Source organism: Neorhizobium alkalisoli (assembly GCF_002968635.1).
Classification (GTDB): Bacteria; Pseudomonadota; Alphaproteobacteria; order Rhizobiales; family Rhizobiaceae; genus Neorhizobium; species Neorhizobium alkalisoli.
In genome coordinates this window covers 211,128-229,251 of sequence record NZ_PVBN01000006.1, presented here as the reverse complement: position 1 = coordinate 229,251, position 18,124 = coordinate 211,128, and the positions used below count along the sequence as shown (strand labels likewise).

The following is an 18,124-nucleotide window of genomic DNA, read 5'->3' as shown; positions in this document are numbered from 1 at the left end:
TCCGGGGGACAGGTGCATGGCGGCAATCACGATGGACGAGGCGCTGGACCGCGCCGGAGCGGGGACCTACCAACGCCGGCTGATGGGTATCTTTGGTCTCGTCTGGGCTGCGGATGCGATGCAGGTTCTGGCGGTCGGCTTTACCGCCGCCTCCATAGCGGCGACCTTCGGCCTGACGGTGCCTCAGGCGCTGCAGACGGGCACGGCCTTCTTCTTCGGGATGCTTCTCGGCGCGATGGGTTTCGGCAGGCTTGCCGATCGCATCGGCCGTCGCCGCGTTCTGATCGTGACGGTCGCCTGCGACGCGCTGTTTGGCACGCTTTCCATCTTCGCTCCAGACTTCATGATCCTCGTCGTCCTGCGCTTCCTGACCGGCGCTGCGGTCGGCGGCACCTTGCCGGTGGACTACGCGATGATGGCCGAGTTCCTGCCGGCCAAGAACCGCGGGCGCTGGCTGGTATTGCTCGAGGGCTTCTGGGCGGTCGGCACGCTGATCGTCGCGCTCGCCGCCTGGGGGGCCAGTCTAGCCGGGGTGGCCGATGCCTGGCGCTATATCTTCGCGGTGACGGCAATCCCGGCCGTAGCCGGTATCGGCCTGCGTTTCTTGGTGCCGGAATCGCCACTCTATCTCTTGCGTTCAGGCCGTAGCGACGAGGCCAAAGCCATCATGGAGCGGATGCTCGTCGTGAACGGCCGGCCACGGCTCGGGGCTGAAACCAGTCTCGTTTCGCCACCGCCGGTGAAGTCGACGGGCATCTTCTCGTCCGGACTGCGCCAGCGCAGCATCATGATCCTGACGATCTGGTTCCTCGTGTCGGTGTCCTATTATGGCGTCTTCACCTGGATGCCGGCGAGGCTCGCCGGTGAAGGTTTCGGTTTCGTGCGGGGCTACGGTTTTCTGGTGCTCGTGGCGCTGGCGCAGCTTCCGGGTTATGCGCTGGCCGCCTATGGCGTCGAGAAATGGGGCCGCAAGCCGACGCTGATCGGTTTCTGCCTGCTGTCGGCGCTCGGTTGCCTGCTGTTCGTCATAGCCTCGAATGCGAGCCTCATCGCAACTGCGCTGCTGCTGATGAGCTTTGCCCTGTTGGGCACCTGGGGCGCTCTCTACGCCTACACTCCGGAGCTTTATCCGACGGCGTCTCGTGCAACCGGGATGGGGGCCGCGGGCGCCATGGCCCGTCTCGGGGGCCTGCTTGCGCCGTCGCTGGTCGGTTACGTCGTGGTGCAGGGCCTCGGGCTCACCATCGGCATCTTTGCCGGACTGCTCGTTCTCGCCGCGCTTGCCGGGATCATGATCAACACGGAAACACGCCAGACATCGCTCACCTGAGGGGGGGAGTTCAAAAGCGCTTTTGCAGCCAGCTAATCGAATGGCCCCCCGCGAGGTCGTTGAGGGTGCCGATCTCTGCATAGCCCTGCTTCCGGTAGATCCTCAGGGCGTCCGGGTTCATCGTGTCGATATAGGCGCCGACGCAGCCCCGGGCGCGGGCTTCCGTTTCGGCCATATCCAGCATGCGGGCGGCAAGGCCCTGGCCGCGCAGTTCGTCGGGAACGTAAAGCATCGCCACATAGAGCCAGCCGCGGCCGGTATAGCCCGTCAATCCGCCGATCACCTTGCCTTCGGCATCGTAGATCGGTACCGCCAGCTCCTGGCGGTCGCTCTTGCCGAATCTTTCAATATTGTAGGCCTTCAGCCGATTGAGGATGGCCTCCTCTTCCTCGGGCGTGACGCCCTCGATCAATTTCAGTTCGATATCCATGCCGCCGGCGTTTTTCCGCGTGAAATCCTGCGGATGGAATAACTCAAAGCGCCTTTTTAAGGAAGGTACGGGTTCGCCCCGTCACAAAGCCCGGTAACTCGCCGAACTTCTCGTAGCCGTGACGCTCATAAGCCTTGAGAGCAATGGGATTGAAAGTGTCGATCCAGGCGCCATGGCAGCCCCGGCGGCGGGCTTCCTCCTCGGCTTCCTGAAGCAGTCTGCCTGCCATGCCCTTGCCCCGCAGCGAATGCGGGATGAATAGCAGCTGGGTGAACAACCATCCCCAGGACGTGTAGCCTGAGAGACCGCCAATCACCTTTCCGTCCGGATCGCGGATCAGTACGGCAAGCGTTTGGCGTTCCGCTGCGCCAACTTCGCCTTCGTTGAAGGCAGTCAACCCCTCCAGGATCACCGACAGATCCTCGGGGGAGGGCTCGGACGTCAGTTCAAGATCGGCCATGCTCAGCGCCCCTCGCGCCACCACATGGCCGCGACTGCGAAGAGGAGGGCGGAGAGGCCGGCAAAGCCGGCAAACAGCGGCAGCGTATTGATGCCGCGCAGCACGCTCTCGTCGGTCATGCGGATCACCATCCGGTCGGGATCGTTGACGCGCACTTCGCCGCGCACGGGCAGGATGCCGGGCAGCGAAATTCCGTCCCCGGAGGCCACCCGTGTGACAAGGCCGTGGGTCTTGTCGGCATACGGCTTCAGCGTGTTCTCGGTCGAGATCATCGCCTTGAATTCCGGTGCATCGACGGTGCCGACATGGACGAGCGTCGAAAACTCGCCATTGGTGACCTCGAAAAGGCCGGTCTCGTCCATCCGCTGCTCCAGCCGGTATTCGCCTGGGCCGGAAGCGGTCATGGGCATCGTTTCGGTGCGACCGGAAGGATAGCGGACCCTGGCGGGACCCGGATCGTCGCCGATCGTCTGGCGCGTCGCCTCCAGCGTCCGGCCGACGGCGCGGGCGGTCAATGCCTCTTCCTCAAGCTCCGGTTCCTTCATCAGCCAGTGGGCGATGCGGCGGTAGAGCGAGACATGCGGCCCGCCGCCTTCGAAGCCTCGCGCCCAGAGCCAGCCCTGGTCGGACAACAGCATGGCGACGCGGCCTTCGCCCTGGCGGTTGAGCACGAGAAGCGGGCGGTTGCCGTCCCCTTCCATAACCGTCTGGCCTTGGGGAGTATCGACGTCGATGGTGCGGAACCAGCGGCCCCAGGCGGGTGGCGTCTGATCCGATCCGTCCAGGCCGCGGGTGACGGGGTGCTTCTGCCCCGCTTCCGAGAGATGGGGATAGAAGGCTGCGCTGTGGACTTCTCCGGTCGGTGCGGCCGGCAGAACCTGTTCGAGCGGGGTCGAGGCGATCGAATCTTCGCCCGCATGTTCCGGGCCTGCGGCGATCAGCAACGCGCCGCCGTTCTGCACATACTGGGCGATGTAATCGTAATAGAGGATCGGCAACACGCCGCGATGTTTGTAGCGGTCGAAGATGATCAGGTCGAAATCCTTGATCTTTTCGACGAAAAGCTCGCGGGTGGGGAAGGCGATCAGCGACAGCTCGTTGATCGGCGTACCGTCCTGCTTTTCCGGCGGCCGCAGGATGGTGAAATGGACGAGGTCGACCGAGGCATCCGATTTCAAGAGGTTGCGCCAGGCGCGCTCGCCCGCATGCGGTTCGCCCGAGACCAGCAGGACGCGCAGGTTCTGCCGGATCCCGTCGATAACGTGGACGGCGCGATTGTTGGCGGTCGTGACTTCGCCCGGCAGTTCGGCGACCGAGAACTCCATGACATTGTTGCCGCCGCGCGGAACCGTAAAGGGAAACGGCGTTTCGATGCCGGTTCGGGCCTGAAGCGTGGCGATCTGCTGGCCGTTCATCCGCACGGTCACCTGGGCGGCGCTGCTGCCGGAGCGGCCGTCGTCGAAGACGCGCAGCGTCAGTTCCTGCTCTTCGCCGACAATGCCGAAGCGGGGCGCCCGCACCACCTCGACGCGGCGGTCGAACTCGTCCGGCTGGCCGGTGATGAGGCCGTGGACGGGAGCGTTGAAGCCGAGATCCTGATTGACGCCGGGAAGGTCGTGGATCTGGCCGTCGGTCAGGAAGACCGCGCCGCCGATGCGTGCCGGCGGCACGTCGGAAATGGCCGAACGCAGGGCGGTGAAGAGTCTTGTGGACGGCGTATCCGAATTTTCGTCGTCGGCGACGTCGACCACCCTCGTCTCGATCCGCGGATAACGGGAGAACCGGTCACTGAGGCTCGCGAGAGCCTCGTCGGTCTGCTCCTTGCGCTGCGCGGTCTCCTGGCTTTGCGAACGGTCGACGATGATCGGAACGATGGTCGAGAGCTGTTCCCGGTCTTCCTGCATCAGAGTCGGATTGGCGAGCGCCAAAAGCAGGGCTGCAAGCGCAAGCGTGCGGAGTGTGGCGCCGCGCACGCCGCGCCAGAAGGCGAGACTTGCGAGGATGAGCGCCAGCACGCCGAGAGCTGTAAGTACCGGCCAGGAGAAGAAGGGGGCGAATTCGATGGTCATCCGTTGCTCCCTACTGGCCAAGCCGTTCGAGGAGGGCCGGCACATGCACCTGATCGGCCTTGTAGTTGCCGGTCAGCATGTACATCATGATGTTGACGCCGGCGCGATAGGCGTATTCGCGCTGCATCTCATCGGGCGGCACCGTGGGCAAGACGGGCGCTCCCTGCGGGTCGATGGCCCAGGCGCCGGCGAGGTCGTTGCCGGTGATGAGGAGCGGCGTGACGCCGTCGCCCGAGGACGACAACTGCGCGCCGGTATTCCTCGCCTCCTGCCGTGCCTCGACCCAGAGCGGGCTACCGGTGTAGCGGCCGGGAAAATTGGTGAGCAGGTAGAAGGAGCGCGTGAGGACGTGATCCTCGGGTGTCGGCTCGAGCGGCGGTATGTCGATATTGGCAAGGATCGCCTGCAGGCGTTCGCCGTTCGGCGTCGTCCCGCCGCCGTCCAGGGCGGAATACTGGTCGCGCGTGTCGAAAAGAACGGTGCCGCCGTTGCGCATATAGGCGTCGATGCGCGAAATCGCGGCCTGCGAGGGCATGGGCGCATTGGCGGAAATCGGCCAGTAGATGATCGGATAGAAGGACAGGTCATCCTTGGTGATATCCAGCCCGACCGGCGCGCCGGGTTCGAGCGTCGTGCGATAGGTCAGGAACTGGCTGAGCCCTTCCAGCCCCTGTTCCGACAGGTTGTCCACGTCGGCCTCGCCGGTGACGACATAGGCGAGGTGAGTGGTGTCCAGCCGCTCGAGGATCTGTTCGTCACCCGGTTTCGTCCCCGCACCCGGCGGCATGTCCTGCGCCATCGTCTGGCCGGGAATAAAGGCAAAGAGGCCGAAGGCGAGGGCCGCGACAATCGCTGCAGCCGCTGCGCCGCGATTTCGCCGCGCACCGCGGGCGAAGGCGCCGTTCATGAACAGCACGACGAAGCTGTCGAGCACCAGCAGCGCGAAGGCTGCGGCAAACAGGGCAGGGCGGAGCGAAATGGCTTCGCCGCCCGCCAGCCCTTCGCGCGCCACCGCCGCTCCGGCGGGCGCCATATCGAAGGGTGCGATGACGGTTTTCGGAGCCAGCAGGTTGACGGCCGTAAAACCGTCTTCCGTGCCATAAAGGCCGGGCGGATGATCGAAACTCGCGACCGGGGTCTGGTTGGGAGCAACCGAGATCGGCTGTGCGGTTCCGGTTTCGGTGGTCAGGATGCCGTCCGCGGTCAGGAGACGATAAGGCGCCAAGGTCGCTGCCGCACCATCCGCGGCCGGGCCGGAGGACGCAGCGCCACCGGCGCGGGCGATCTGCACGAGGCGGCGCAACATCTCCACGAAATTGCCGGAGAGCGGCAGGTTGGACCAGGTTGCCTCGGCGGTGGTGTGAACGAGGACGATGCGGCCGGCCTCGACCTCCTTGGTGGTGACGAGGGGGGTGCCGTCGGCAAGGCTTGCCCAGGTGCGCTCGGCAAGATCGGGCGTCGGCTCGGCAAGAACCTGCCGGGTGACGGTGATATCAGCCGCCCGCGGCATGCCGGCGAAAGGACCGAAACTCGGGAAATCTGCAAGCGGCTGGGGTTCAGACCAGGACATGGCGCCGCCGAGCGCGCGCTCGCCCTGGCGGAGAATGACGGGAACCAGCGGGTCATCGGAAGGGGCTGCTGCGAGGCGGGGTCCGGCGAAGCGGATCAGCGTGCCGCCGCGGGAGATCCACTGCTGCAGCGGCGCATAGGTTTCCGCCGGCAGGCGGCCGACATCGGCCAGGATGATGGCGGAAGGATTGCCTTCGAGGATCTGCGGAATGGAAACGGACAGATCGGCGGTGTTCGGCTGGATGACGTCCGCATAGGGCTGCAGCGCCCGGCTGATGTAATAGAGCGGCTGGAGGAGCGGCTGGAAATCGCTGCCGCTCTCGCCGGCCAGCAGCGCGACGCGCCGGCGCTTGAAGCCGTCATCGAGCAGGTGAGCCGAGCCGGCGGTTGCCAGTCCGTCGAGGCCGAGCCGGGCAAAGTCGTTGCGAAGCTCGAAGGGGGAGGCGATCTCCGCTGTCGCGGTCGCGGCACCGGCCGCAAACTCGAATGTTCCGGAAGCCAGCGCCCGGCCTTGGGCGTCCAGCGCGTTGACAGCCAACTGCTGCGGCGCTCCGGTCGTCAGACGGGTGGCCGTGACCGACATGGCACCGGCGTTGTTGACCGCGTCGGTGATTGCAACGGCGCTCCGGCCGTCGCCTTCGATGAGGCGCAATTGGGCCGGCGAAAGCGCAGCCAAAACCGACAGGGCTTCGGCATCCTGAGGGGCAGCCACGCCGTCGGACACCATGACGAGCGTGCCGGGACGGTTTCCATTCATCGCTTCGCTTATTGCCTCGGCGGCGCGGACGCGGTCGGGAACCAGAGGCTTCGGGCGGGCCGCAGCGAGTTTTTCGCGGGCAGCGGCGGCGGTGCCGGGGACGGCGTCATGACTGGGGTCGGCCGTAAAGGCGATCGACACCGGCACGTCGGCGCTTTCTGCATCGTCGACCAGAAGATTGGCAGTCTGGACGCGGCGTTCCCAATCGGTGGCGCTCGCCCAGCCATTGTCGACAACGAGAACCAGTGGCCCATCGGCATTCAGCGAATTGACGCGCGGATTCATCACCGGGTCGGCAATCGCCAATATGACGGCGGTGGCAAGAGCCATGCGAAGGAGGGTCAGCCACCAGGGGCTCTTCGACGGCGTCTCTTCACGCTTCAGGACGCTCGCCAGGATCTTCAGCGGCGGGAACACCTCCGTCTTCGGGCGCGGCGGCGTCAGCCTGAGGAGCCACCAGATGACCGGCAGCGAGAGAAGGCCGAAGAGAATGGCGGGGTTTGCGAAGATCAATCCGCTCATGCCCTGCCTCCCGGTTTCTGTGCCGGCAGGCCGGAGAGGTAGCCATGCACGGCGACGAGCGCTTCGGAAGCGAGGTGATCGGTCCGGTGGAAGACGAAGCTCCATCCGAGCCGGCGCAGCCCGTCGCCAAGGGCCATGCGGCGGGCGAGATAGGCGCGCTGATAGTCCTCGCGGATCATTTCCGCGCGGCCGGAGACGAGCCTTTCGCCGGTCTCCGGATCGGTAAACTCGGTGCGGCCGGCATAGGGAAAGGTTTCTTCGGCAGGATCGGCGATCTCGACCAGGTGACCGCGCAGGCCACGGCGTCCAAGCGGCGTAATACGGTCCATCACCGTATCGGCGTCGTCCAGGAAATCGCCGATCAGGACGATATCGCTATGGCCGCGGATCATGGCGGTGTCCGGAAGCCCGGTGGTCAGCGGTGCGTGCATGATGGCGGCGGCGAGCCGCTCGGCGGCATTGCGCGCCGAAACGGGCTCCATGATGCCCGGACATCCGATGCGCTCGCCGGAGCGGGCAAGGATTTCAGCGAGCGCCAGCATCAGCACCAGCGCGCGGCTTTCCTTGGAGACCAGCGCCAGCGTCGACTTGTACATCATCGACGGGGACATGTCGGCCCAGAGCCAGACGGTGTGGGCAGCCTCCCATTCCCGGTCGCGGACATAGGTGTGGTCGTCGCGGGCGGAACGCCGCCAGTCGATGCGCGACAGGCTTTCGCCCTCCGCATAGGGCCGGAACTGCCAGAAATTTTCGCCGATGCCGCGTTTGCGGCGTCCATGCCAGCCGGCAATCACCGTATTGGCGATGCGTTTTGCCTCCACCATGCAGTCAGGAACCAGTATGGCACGCGCCTGGGCGCGGGAGAGAACTTCGCTGCTGGATGTCTGCTCTACGATCTGGCCGATGGATGCCACGATTGTCCTTTCTGACCCGACGGAGGCTATCCGCGCGCCTGCTTCACCAGGCCGCCGATCACGTCGCGTACCGACATGCCTTCTGCCCGTGCCGCGAAGGTGAGCGCCATGCGGTGCTCGAGCACGGGTTCGGCGAGCGCGTAGACGTCGTCGAGCGAAGGCGCCAACCTGCCTTCGTAGAGGGCGCGGGCGCGGGCGGTCAGCATCAGCGACTGGCCGGCGCGGGGGCCCGGACCCCATGCGACATGCTTGTCGGTAGAGGCATTGCCGTGTCCCGGGCGGGCGGAGCGAACCAGCGACAGGATCGCGTCCACCACCTTGTCGCTCACGGGCATCTGGCGGATGAGCACCTGGATCTCCTGCAGACGGGCAGAATCGATGATGCCGCGCGGCTTTGCTTCGGAAAGTCCCGTGGTTTCGAGCAGGATCTGCCGTTCGGCGGCAAGCTCCGGATAAAGCACGTCGACCTGCAGGAGGAAGCGGTCGAGCTGCGCTTCCGGCAGCGGATAGGTGCCTTCCTGCTCCAGCGGATTTTGCGTTGCGAGCACGTGGAAAGGCCCGGGCAGATCATAACGCTGGCCGGCAACCGTGATGTGATATTCCTGCATGGACTGCAGCAGCGCCGACTGGGTGCGCGGCGAGGCGCGGTTGATTTCGTCGGCCATCAGGAGCTGGGCGAAGACCGGGCCCTTGACGAAACGGAAGGAACGGCGGCCCGTGTCGCTCGTATCCATCACTTCCGAACCGAGGATGTCCGACGGCATCAGGTCCGGGGTGAACTGGATACGGTTGGAATCGAGACCGAGGACGGCGCCGAGTGTGGTAACCAGCTTGGTCTTGGCGAGGCCCGGCACGCCGACCAGCAGGGCATGGCCGCCGGAGAGCACCGCGAGCAGCGTATTTTCGACCACCTTTTCCTGTCCGAAGATCACCTTGGCGACTTCGGTGCGAATAGCGGCAATATCGGCAAGCGCGTTCTCGGCGGCTGCGATGATGGCTTTCTCGTCCAGGACTGTTTCGGTGGAATTCATCATGCCCATGTCGTTCTCCATCATCCAGAACCGGCAGGCTCAACCGAGCCGTCGGCGGCCGGCGGCGAATCGCTGCGTCGCAGCACACACCTCATCTGATCAAACTTATTCCCCGAAACATGGCTGACAAGCTCGTTTCGAATGACTATCTCGTGAGGGAGATTTGCTTCAGTGATTGATTACGGACGAACCGGGACTGAAAGATGGCGGCGCAGACGATAAATTCCGCATCCGATGCGGCAGGGCTCGCAGCCCTGATTTCGCGCGCCTCGGAACAGAAGGGCGAGGGGAAAGCCGGTTTGCCGCCGGTGGAGAGGTGGAATCCGCCCTTCTGCGGCGATATAGACATGGAAATCCGTGCCGACGGGACGTGGTTCTACATGGGAACTCCGATCGGCCGGGCGCCGCTGGTGCGGCTCTTCTCGACGGTCCTGCGCAAGGACGAGGACGGCAAAACCTATCTCGTAACACCTGTGGAAAAGGTCGGCATCCGGATCGCCGACGCCCCGTTCCTGGCGGTCGAGATGCAGGTCACGCAGCGTGAAGGCAATCAGGTCCTCACGTTCAGGACCAATGTCGGTGACGTGGTGGAGGCGGGAGCAGACCATCCGATCCGCTTCGAGATTTCGGGCGAAAATCGCGAACTCAAACCCTATCTGCTGGTGCGCGGCCGGCTGGAGGCATTGGTGTCGCGGGCTGTGATGTACGACCTTGTGGAGCTCGGCGAGACGGTTGTGGTGGACGGTGTTGAAATGTTTTCCGTACGTTCGGCCGGTCAAACCTTTCCCGTGATGCCGGCCGCGGAACTGGATGCCTTGGCGCGATGAACGAATTTTCTCCCTATTCCGCCGAGGATTTCCGCCGGCGGGCTCTGAACCAGAACGGCGGCCCGGTCGATCATGCCTGGCGCGATCATGGCGACCATCTTCTCAATCCCGGACTGGTGGATTTCGCGTCCGGCCTGAAACTGAAGGACGCTGCCGTGCTGGTGCCTGTCGTGGACGACGGCGACGAGGCCAAGGTCATCCTTACGCAACGGACATCGACTCTACGGAAGCATTCGGGCCAGATTGCTTTTCCCGGCGGAGCGATCGATCCGGAAGACGTCTCGCCGGAACAGGCGGCGCTGCGCGAGGCGGAGGAGGAAATCGGCCTCGACCGTTCGTTCGTGGAGCCGCTTTCCCGCTTGCCGACCTATTATGCCGCGACCGGGTTTCGCATCACGCCGGTGCTTTCGCTTGTCAGACGCGGTTTCGACCTGAAGCCAAATCCGACGGAGGTGGACGATGTCTTCGAGGTGCCGCTGTCGTTCCTGATGGACGAGGCGAACCATCAACGCGGCAGCCGCGTGTGGGATGGGCATGAGCGGCATTTCTATCTGATGCCCTATGAGGAGCGGAACATCTGGGGCATAACCGCCGGCATTCTCCGCACGCTTTACGAAAGGCTCTATGCATGACCTCGGTTGCCAATGAGGCCTGGTTTCAGGACCCGGCGCTGCAACGTGTGCTCGAGCTGCTGAATGGCGATGGCGGCGAGGCTCGGGTTGCGGGCGGCGCGGTCCGCAATGCGCTGATGGGGCTGCCGGTCGCCGATGTCGACATTGCCACCACGCTTCTGCCGGAGCAGGTGGTGGAACGGGCGATGGAGGCGGGCATCAAGGCCGTGCCGACCGGAATCGACCATGGCACCGTGACGCTCGTCGCCAACCACCACGCATTCGAGGTGACGACCCTGCGGCGCGATGTCGAAACGGACGGCCGGCGCGCCAAGGTCGCCTTCGGGACCGATTGGCAGGAGGATGCGGAAAGGCGCGACCTGACGATCAATGCGCTTTATGCGGATGCGCGCGGCGAGGTGATCGATCTTGTCGACGGTCTGGCCGATATCGAGACGCGGATGGTCCGTTTCATCGGAGACCCGGCGCAAAGGATCGCCGAGGACCATCTGCGCATCCTGCGCTTCTTCCGCTTCTTCGCTCACTACGGTTCCGGCCGGCCGGATGCGGAAGGACTGAGGGCCTGCGCGCGAGCCAAGGACAAGCTGACCGCGCTTTCGGCGGAGCGGATATGGACGGAAACCAAAAAACTGCTTTCCGCTGCCGATCCCTCGCGCGCACTGCTCTGGATGCGGCAGGTCGGAGTACTGACGGAAATCCTGCCGGAAACGGAAAAATGGGGGATCGACAGTATTCATGGTCTCGTCGCCACCGAGCAGGCACTCGGCTGGGCACCCGATCCGATACTCAGGCTCGCGGCGATCGTGCCTCCGGATGCGGAGCGCCTGGAAGGGCTCGCACAGCGCCTCAGGATGTCGAAAGCCGAGGGCGCGAGGCTTACGGGCTGGGCGAATGCGCCTGTACCGTCGGATGATGTGACCGATATCGTTTTCGACCGGCTGCTCTACCGTCACGGGACCGAGGGCGTCAAAATGCGGCTCAAGCTCGGCCTTTCCCTGGCACGGGCGGGAGCGCAGGGCGACACGGCGGGAATGCGCAGGTCAGCGCGCCTGTCGACGCTTCTCGAAAGGGCCGAGAAATATCGGAAGCCTACCTTCCCGTTTGGCGGCGCAGATGTCGTTGCCGCCGGAGTGCCGCCGGGAAAACGTGTGGGCGAAATCCTAAGTGCACTCGAAGATTTCTGGATGGAACGCAATTTCACCCCCGACCGGGCAGCCCTTGCCGCCCGGCTCGGGGAGATGATCCGCGAATCCTTCTAACGCCTTGTAACGCCGTGGATCAGGCCGCGGCGGCGCCATCGTCGTTGCGAATGCGCGCCTTTATATTTTCTACCATGTTTTCACGAATGATCTCTTCGCCATGGGCCGTGCGCATATGCTCCACGGTGCGGCGGACGACTTCGGCATCTTCCTCGGCGCGGGTATGCCACTGGCAGCCAGGCACGAGAGTTCCGCATTCGAACAGTCGCATGACGTCTCCTCCTGTTGTCCTCGGCGGGCAGAGAGAATTCTCCTCCGTCTGCCCGCCTTAGTGCGATAACTCGGAACCCGTTGCGGCGTTCCCGCTAGTAGTCACACAAGGCCCAGGCCTCGAAGACCGAGGCCTCCTGTGAGGTCTTGTGCCGGGCGGGCTGGTCGTTGGCTGGCGCGGTTTCGTAGGCCTTGCCCGCAAGCTGACGCTTCACCTGCTCCACACAGAAGGCGTGGGGCAGTTCGCCGCCGCTTTTCACCCGCATTTCTGTCGCGAGCCGTTCGATTATTTCGGGACTGTCTATGGATCGGAGCGCGTCCTTTGCATCGGACGCATTTGGCATTGGCATGCTATTTGATGCAGTCATCGCATCCTCCTCCCGGTGCAACCGCAAGGAAGCTAGCACCAGTGAGACAGATTTCATATGTTATTTGTCAAGGACGAGATATTCGGTCGCAGGCAGTGCTGCGGATATCGGAGACACCGGATATCTAAGGCCACCTTACAACCGGAGGCAGAGACGACAGGATGGAGTCGACATTGCCGCCGGTCTTCAGCCCGAAGATCGTTCCGCGGTCATAAAGCAGGTTGAATTCCACATAACGGCCGCGGCGGATGAGCTGCTCGTCGCGGTCTTCTTCCGTCCAGGGCTTGTTGAAATTGGACCGTACGATCTTTGGATAGACCAGATTGAAGGCCCGTCCGACATCCTGAGCGAAAGCGAAGTCGCCTGCCCAGCCACCTTTCTCATCTTCGGAATGCAGCCAGTCGAAAAAAATGCCGCCGATGCCGCGCGGCTCGTTACGGTGCTTGAGGAAGAAATAGTCGTCGCACCAGGCCTTGTAGCGGCCGTAGTCGGCCACTGCTCCATGGCGGGTGCAGGTGATCTCCATCACCCGGTGGAAGAGCGTGCTGTCCGGATCTGTCTGGGTGCGGCGGCGATCGAGCACCGGGGTCAGATCGGCTCCGCCCCCGAACCAGTTGCTCGACGTCACCACCATTCGGGTGTTCATATGGACAGTCGGCACATTGGGATTGACCGGGTGGGCGATCAGCGAAATTCCAGACGCCCAGAAGCGCGGGTCTTCCTCGGCACCGGGGATCTGGCTGCGGAAATCCGGCGAGAATTCCCCAAAGACGGTGGAGGTATGGACGCCGACCTTTTCGAACACACGGCCTTCCATCATCGACATCTTGCCGCCGCCGCCAGCGCCTTCGTCGCGCTGCCAGTCCTTTTGCTGGAAGCGGCCCGGCGCCTGATCGGAAAGAGGTCCTGTGAGCTCGTCCTCAAGCGATTCAAACGAGATGCAGATGGTGTCACGCAGGCTTTCGAACCACGCCCTGGCGGCAGCCTTCTTCTCTTCGATATCCTCGGGCAAGCCCTTGGGCAGTTCCGGCCGTTCCATGTCGCAGTCCTCTCGCCATCTCCTTGGCGCGATTCGCATTTTCCCGCTGGCCTTTAGCATCTATAACTTTCGCGAGCCATTCCATTGCTTCTCGCGGGTGGAAAATGAGACTCGCAAAGAGTGTCCCCGAACATTATCCTGAGCTTCAGACAGGTGCGGATGAGAGGCTCTCATGGCGAAATTCACACCACCGCCGCTCGACGGGCTGAGACGCAGGATCCAACGCCATCGGCAGGAGAAAGCCGGCGAGCGCTCGGGAATGTTCGTACGGGAAACCTTCCAGCTGTCCCGTGAGGAGGCACGCGAAAAAGCGCGGCAGTGGTTCGATGAATTTCCAAAGGCCGCATACTGGACCGAAGTGGAAAGCTGGCGCCAACTCGACGGCGACCGCATCGAGTTCACAATGCGGCGGCTGCCGAGCGCAGATTGAGCGGCCGGCAGACTTTCCGGATTATCTGACCTTTGAACCCGGACGTTTGCCGGATCGCGGCGCCCGGCGCGTCGTCGCAGGCGGTGCGGGAGCGACCGCGACCAATGGCGCGGGGGAGGAAGGTTCCGGCTCCGTCGGAGATGCTTCCAGGGGAGGCTGATCCTCAGGTTGCTCTTCGACCGACGAGGCAGACGGGGGCTCTTCAGGCTCCGGAGCTATCGGTATCGCCGCTTGGTCAGGTTCGGGGTGCGCCGCCTCCGAAGCGACCGCGGCTGGCTGGACAACCTCTTCAGGAATTTCGACGCGAGCCAGAATTTCGCGCAGGACTGCCGTCACGGGAAGATGGCCAGGAAGTTCCGTATTGGTGTGATGCCAGGCCTGGGGAACCACTTCATCATTGGGAATGAAGGTGCGGGAATTGATCTCGCCGAACCAGTCCCACCCGCCCATCACGTCCACCACATCCCTGAACAGAGGCGGCATGGCGATACGGGCGCTGAACGTGACGATCTTGGCCTCCTGCGCAAGTTTTTCGGCAGCAGGCGCGTCAGTTTCCTCAAGGTCGTAGAGGGCTTCCGACAGAACCAGGTTTCCCTTGGAATGACCGGTCAGCAGGCGGAAGGACAAGCGGGGATCTCCCAGCATCGCCCTGACGGTCTGGGTGTCCAGGCTGCGACTTGCGAGCCGCTCGGGGTCCAGGCGCGGTGCGGCCCCAAATTTCGGTCGTCCGGAAAATTCGTCCAGAATTTCAAAGGTATGCCGGATCTGGTTAAGGTAACCGAACAGGAAGTAACCGCCGAGCGCTTCCGTCGCCACATCGGCAAGACCGTAGCCGGAAACAACGACGGCCACGGGCTGTCCGGCAGCGTTGGCGACGTTGCGGGCGAAGGCCGCAGAACCGAGGGCGGAACTTCCCACGCCCGCCACGGCCAGGATATCGATCTTGTCTCCGCCGCCGCTGATGAATTCGTCGAGCGTATCGTAAAGTTTCAGCAGGGGACCGTCCGAGGGCGGAACGATCAGGATCGCACCTTCGGCGGCGAGGGAGTCGCTGATATAGAACACCTCTTCGGGCGTGATGGTCTTGATGTCGTAGAAAAGGGAATCGAGCGTCGTATTGCGCCGCCGCAAGGTTTCGAGGGAGAGATTGCGAAGCGGCGTATTCTGCAGGCGCTCAGGCAGGCTGAGTATGCGCGCGAACTGCGTGATGTTGTGGGTGAATGCGGTGGGGAACATGATGGCCTCTTTCGGGTCGCCGTTCGTTCGTGGCAGGCATTCATGGCCAGAGCTTCTCATAAACATGCTGCAGTGCCAACCGCAATTTTGCGGTGCGATAGCAAGACCGCTTATTGAGGATCTTCGTAGGTATAGAGCGCGCACATCTCGTCGCTGCTTTTCGGTGGTCTCTTTCCGGTAAAGACGGCAATCGCCGACATGCCGTCGCCCGCTGCCCAGTTGGCGACATAGGTGACGTCGCCGGCGCCGCAGAGCTGGTTGCCGTTTTCAAGTTCGGGATCGGCGGGATCCTCCACCCGATATACCGAGGCGGGCACGCGTTTCCCGTCGACCCTGAAGTTATCGGCGACGAGATCGGAGAACGCGAGGGACCCGCCACTTTCGAACCTGATGCTGAAATCGTCCATCCAGACGTCTCCCGTCACACTCATCGCCGTATTGCTCACAGCGGTGTAATGATCCGCCTCCTGCGCGAACGCCGGGATCGCAACCAGCGCAAGGGCAAGGGCCGACAGACTGTGAAACAGGTGCGAAAATTGGCAGGCATGATGGTCCTTTGTCGGCGGGTGTCAGGGGCTGACCCTAGCAAACACGTGTTAAGCCGAAGAGAACAGTCGCGTATCGTGACCGGTTACGGCGTGGCAATCTCTTTCAGGGTTCTGGACGTTTTCTCCTCCTCCAGCAGGATCGGGCCTTCGCCTTTTTCGCCGAGGACGTCATGAGGATTGCGAAGCGGACAGTCCTGCATCGACAGGCAGCCGCAGCCGATGCAACCGGTCAGTTGATCCCTCAGCGCCGTGAGGCCGGCGATCCGCTCATCAAGCTGGCGTTTCCAGATTTCCGACAATTTCCGCCAATCCTGTGCGGTGAGCGGCCGGTCGTGCGGCAGTACGGAGAGAGCGTCGCGAATTTCGGCGAGCGGCACGCCCGTCTTCTGGGCGACCTTGATGATGGCGACGCGACGCAGAACGGAGCGCGGGTAACGCCGCTGGTTGCCGCGATTGCGGTGGCTCTGGATCAGGCCCTTGTCTTCGTAGAAGTGGAGCGCCGACACGGCAAGGCCGCTTCTTCGCGCAACGTCTCCGACCGAAAGTTCCAGCTGAATCCGCTCGTCAGGGGTTTTCGTCATTACGGCTATTGACCTCAATATTACTTGAGGTTTTATAGCAGGTGCTCCCATGAAGCGAAACCCCGGGAGCATCGTCCGATGAAGACAAAGACCACCTTATCTACGCCGCCGCACCAGACCTCGGCTGTGCGGGCCGACGCCTTTGACGGTTCAGTTGTGCGGCTCGGCAAGGCGAAGGCGGCTTTCGATCAGGACGCCGCTGTCGTCGAGGATCGGATGGGCGACGGAAACGATATGGGCGTTGATGCGCTTGAGATCGCGCAGCAGGTCGAGATGCAGCGAACTGGTCTGAAGGCTTTCCATCCTGCCATCGCGAAGACGTTCAAGGTGGCGTTCCGCCGATTGCTTCTCGAGGCGGCGGACATCGACCTTGATCTCCATCAGCTGGCGGGCGAGCTTGAAGTCGCCCGTCACGAAGATGGTCTGGGCGGCGCGCAGATTGTCGATGGTCAGGTTGAAAAGGCTTTCCAGCTCCTGATAGCCGTCATCGGAGAATTTCAGGCCGTTCGAGACTTTCTTGCGCACCTGCTCGCAGAGGCCCTTCTCGATGATATCGCCGATGTGTTCGAGGTTGATGGCGTAGTCGAGGATGGCGATCGAACGGCGCGCGCTCTCGGCATCGAGGCTCTGGCGACCGAGCTTCGACAGATAGATCTTCACCTCCTGCTGGAGGCTGTCCACACGCTGCTCCAGCGCGGCAACCTCCGCAAGCGGCGCAAGGTCGTTGTGCTTGAAGGCGTTCTGGGCGCGGATCAGCATCCGTTCGATCGCGTCACCTACACTGAGCACTTCCCGGGTGGCGTTGGCGAGCGCCATGACGGGATTTCCGAACGCCTGAGGGTCAAGGAAGCGCGGTCCGCTTTCGGCTTCCGGATCCGCCGCGACGAGGCGGGCCGTCATGTCGGATAAAAGCCCTGAGAAGGGCCAGGCGACGAACGCGAGAAGGATGTTGAAGGCGAGATGCGCGTCCACCGGCAGCTTTTCGGGCGAAAGCGGCAGCGATTGCATGATCTCGGCGCCGAAACCCGCGAGCGGCAACGCGATGGCGCAGCCGATGCCCCGCACGATGAGATTGCCGAGTGTAATGCGCCGCGCGGGAGCCGGCCCGGAGAGCGTGGCGACGACCGGCGGAATGGCGCCGCCGAGATTTGCGCCAAGCACCAGCACGATGATCAGCCCCGTCGAAAGGATGCCCGTCGAGGCAAGCGACAGGATCAGCACGATCACGGCGAGGCTGGAGGACGAGACGAAGGCGAGCGCTGCGGAAACGACAAGTGCGACCGGCCAGGCGTCGTCGAGCAGGCCGATGAACGCGGCAAGCGCGGGCGACTGGCGCATCGGTTCGGTCGCGAGGCCAAGCAGCTGCAGAGACAGCAGCATCAGGCCGACACCGATCAGCGCCGTACCGGCGCCTTGCCACGTGCCCGAGCGGCCACGATGGAGAACGAGGCCGATGAGAATGACGAGCGGCGAAAGCCACGCGATGCCGGTGGCGACCAGCCATGCGGTCACGGCGGTGCCGACATTGGCGCCAAGCAGCACGATCTGGGCCATTCGCGGGCGGATCAGATTGCGGTCCGCGAACGAGGCGACGGTGAGGGCAGTCGCTGTAGAACTCTGGAGCGCGATGGTGGCGACGAGGCCGGAGACGAAAGATCGCCAGCCGCTGCGGGTGCTCGTGGCAAGTCCGGCGCGGAGCCGGGTGCCGAATGCTCTCGTCACACCATCCTTCACCTGCGCCAGGCCGAACAGCAAGAGCGAGACTGCGCCGAGGAGGTTGATGATGACGATCGTCGATTGCATGCGGGTGCTCCTTAGTCCCCGGCGGCCGGCGACGGCGCGAACAGGCGAGAATTATCGGTTGCCGGCTAATGAATATAGGCCGGCCGCACGCCTGCGCACAGTGCCGTTC

At 63.6% G+C, this 18,124-nt stretch carries 18 protein-coding genes; 5 read left to right on the top strand and 13 right to left on the bottom strand.

Going from position 1 to position 18,124, the window contains the following annotated elements:
* Positions 1-16: 16 nt before the first annotated feature.
* Positions 17-1,330 (top strand): MFS transporter, encoded by a 1,314-nt coding sequence (locus C5L13_RS15385; protein WP_105384161.1) that lies wholly within the window; start codon positions 17-19, stop codon positions 1,328-1,330.
* Between the two features lie 10 nt (positions 1,331-1,340).
* Here the strand turns inward: C5L13_RS15385 and C5L13_RS15380 are convergent, their stop codons facing one another.
* From C5L13_RS15380 to C5L13_RS15355, 6 genes are read right to left on the bottom strand one after another with little or no spacing between them, the layout of a single operon-like run.
* Positions 1,341-1,760 carry a GNAT family N-acetyltransferase gene (locus C5L13_RS15380; RefSeq protein WP_105384160.1) on the bottom strand — a complete coding sequence of 140 codons (420 nt, stop codon included), beginning with the start codon at positions 1,758-1,760 and terminating at the stop codon, positions 1,341-1,343.
* A gap of 43 nt (positions 1,761-1,803) precedes the next feature.
* Positions 1,804-2,220, bottom strand: a complete 417-nt coding sequence (locus tag C5L13_RS15375) for a GNAT family N-acetyltransferase (protein WP_105384159.1) — start codon at positions 2,218-2,220, stop codon at positions 1,804-1,806.
* A 2-nt stretch (positions 2,221-2,222) separates the two neighbouring features.
* Positions 2,223-4,289, bottom strand: a complete 2,067-nt coding sequence (locus C5L13_RS15370) for a hypothetical protein (protein WP_105384158.1) — start codon at positions 4,287-4,289, stop codon at positions 2,223-2,225.
* A 10-nt stretch (positions 4,290-4,299) separates the two neighbouring features.
* The gene (locus C5L13_RS15365; RefSeq protein ID WP_105384157.1) at positions 4,300-7,137 is read right to left on the bottom strand and encodes a DUF4159 domain-containing protein; all 2,838 of its coding nucleotides are present in this window, start codon (positions 7,135-7,137) and stop codon (positions 4,300-4,302) included.
* Entirely contained in the window at positions 7,134-8,051 is a 918-nt protein-coding gene (locus C5L13_RS15360; protein ID WP_105384156.1) for a DUF58 domain-containing protein, read from the bottom strand. Before C5L13_RS15360 ends, C5L13_RS15365 begins: the two co-directional genes overlap by 4 nt.
* A gap of 26 nt (positions 8,052-8,077) precedes the next feature.
* Positions 8,078-9,091 carry an AAA family ATPase gene (locus C5L13_RS15355; protein ID WP_105384155.1) on the bottom strand — a complete coding sequence of 338 codons (1,014 nt, stop codon included), beginning with the start codon at positions 9,089-9,091 and terminating at the stop codon, positions 8,078-8,080.
* A 194-nt stretch (positions 9,092-9,285) separates the two neighbouring features.
* Here C5L13_RS15355 and C5L13_RS15350 point away from each other — a divergent pair, with 194 nt between their 5' ends.
* The 3 genes from C5L13_RS15350 to C5L13_RS15340 are packed head-to-tail and all read left to right on the top strand — an operon-like array spanning position 9,286 to position 11,800.
* Entirely contained in the window at positions 9,286-9,909 is a 624-nt protein-coding gene (locus C5L13_RS15350) for a DUF1285 domain-containing protein (protein WP_105384154.1), read from the top strand.
* Positions 9,906-10,541, top strand: a complete 636-nt coding sequence (locus C5L13_RS15345) for a CoA pyrophosphatase (protein WP_105384153.1) — start codon at positions 9,906-9,908, stop codon at positions 10,539-10,541. Before C5L13_RS15350 ends, C5L13_RS15345 begins: the two co-directional genes overlap by 4 nt.
* On the top strand, positions 10,538-11,800 hold the full coding sequence (locus C5L13_RS15340; RefSeq protein ID WP_105384152.1) for a CCA tRNA nucleotidyltransferase: 1,263 nt from the start codon (positions 10,538-10,540) through the stop codon (positions 11,798-11,800). The genes C5L13_RS15345 and C5L13_RS15340 overlap by 4 nt, the downstream gene beginning before the upstream one ends.
* A 19-nt stretch (positions 11,801-11,819) precedes the next feature.
* Here the strand turns inward: C5L13_RS15340 and C5L13_RS15335 are convergent, their stop codons facing one another.
* From C5L13_RS15335 to hemF, 3 genes are all read right to left on the bottom strand, one after another.
* Positions 11,820-12,011 (bottom strand): DUF1059 domain-containing protein, encoded by a 192-nt coding sequence (locus C5L13_RS15335; protein WP_105384151.1) that lies wholly within the window; start codon positions 12,009-12,011, stop codon positions 11,820-11,822.
* A 94-nt stretch (positions 12,012-12,105) separates the two neighbouring features.
* Entirely contained in the window at positions 12,106-12,378 is a 273-nt protein-coding gene (locus tag C5L13_RS15330) for a hypothetical protein (RefSeq protein WP_105384150.1), read from the bottom strand.
* Positions 12,379-12,502: 124 nt separating this feature from the next.
* Entirely contained in the window at positions 12,503-13,417 is a 915-nt protein-coding gene (gene hemF, locus C5L13_RS15325) for an oxygen-dependent coproporphyrinogen oxidase (RefSeq protein WP_105384149.1), read from the bottom strand.
* A 172-nt stretch (positions 13,418-13,589) separates the two neighbouring features.
* Here hemF and C5L13_RS15320 point away from each other — a divergent pair, with 172 nt between their 5' ends.
* Positions 13,590-13,847, top strand: a complete 258-nt coding sequence (locus C5L13_RS15320; RefSeq protein WP_105384148.1) for a hypothetical protein — start codon at positions 13,590-13,592, stop codon at positions 13,845-13,847.
* Between the two features lie 21 nt (positions 13,848-13,868).
* Here the strand turns inward: C5L13_RS15320 and C5L13_RS15315 are convergent, their stop codons facing one another.
* The 4 genes from C5L13_RS15315 to C5L13_RS15300 all read right to left on the bottom strand — a co-directional run bounded on the left by C5L13_RS15315 (position 13,869) and on the right by C5L13_RS15300 (position 18,015).
* Positions 13,869-15,083 carry a hypothetical protein gene (locus tag C5L13_RS15315; protein ID WP_105384147.1) on the bottom strand — a complete coding sequence of 405 codons (1,215 nt, stop codon included), beginning with the start codon at positions 15,081-15,083 and terminating at the stop codon, positions 13,869-13,871.
* Positions 15,084-15,193: 110 nt separating this feature from the next.
* Positions 15,194-15,490, bottom strand: coding sequence for a hypothetical protein (locus C5L13_RS15310; RefSeq protein WP_245571279.1), 297 nt, complete (start codon positions 15,488-15,490; stop codon positions 15,194-15,196).
* A 224-nt stretch (positions 15,491-15,714) separates the two neighbouring features.
* Positions 15,715-16,212: a redox-sensitive transcriptional activator SoxR gene (soxR, locus tag C5L13_RS15305; protein ID WP_105384145.1), complete on the bottom strand. Its 498-nt coding sequence runs from the start codon at positions 16,210-16,212 to the stop codon at positions 15,715-15,717.
* Positions 16,213-16,362: 150 nt separating this feature from the next.
* Positions 16,363-18,015, bottom strand: a complete 1,653-nt coding sequence (locus C5L13_RS15300; protein WP_105384144.1) for a Na/Pi cotransporter family protein — start codon at positions 18,013-18,015, stop codon at positions 16,363-16,365.
* Positions 18,016-18,124: the final 109 nt, after the last annotated feature.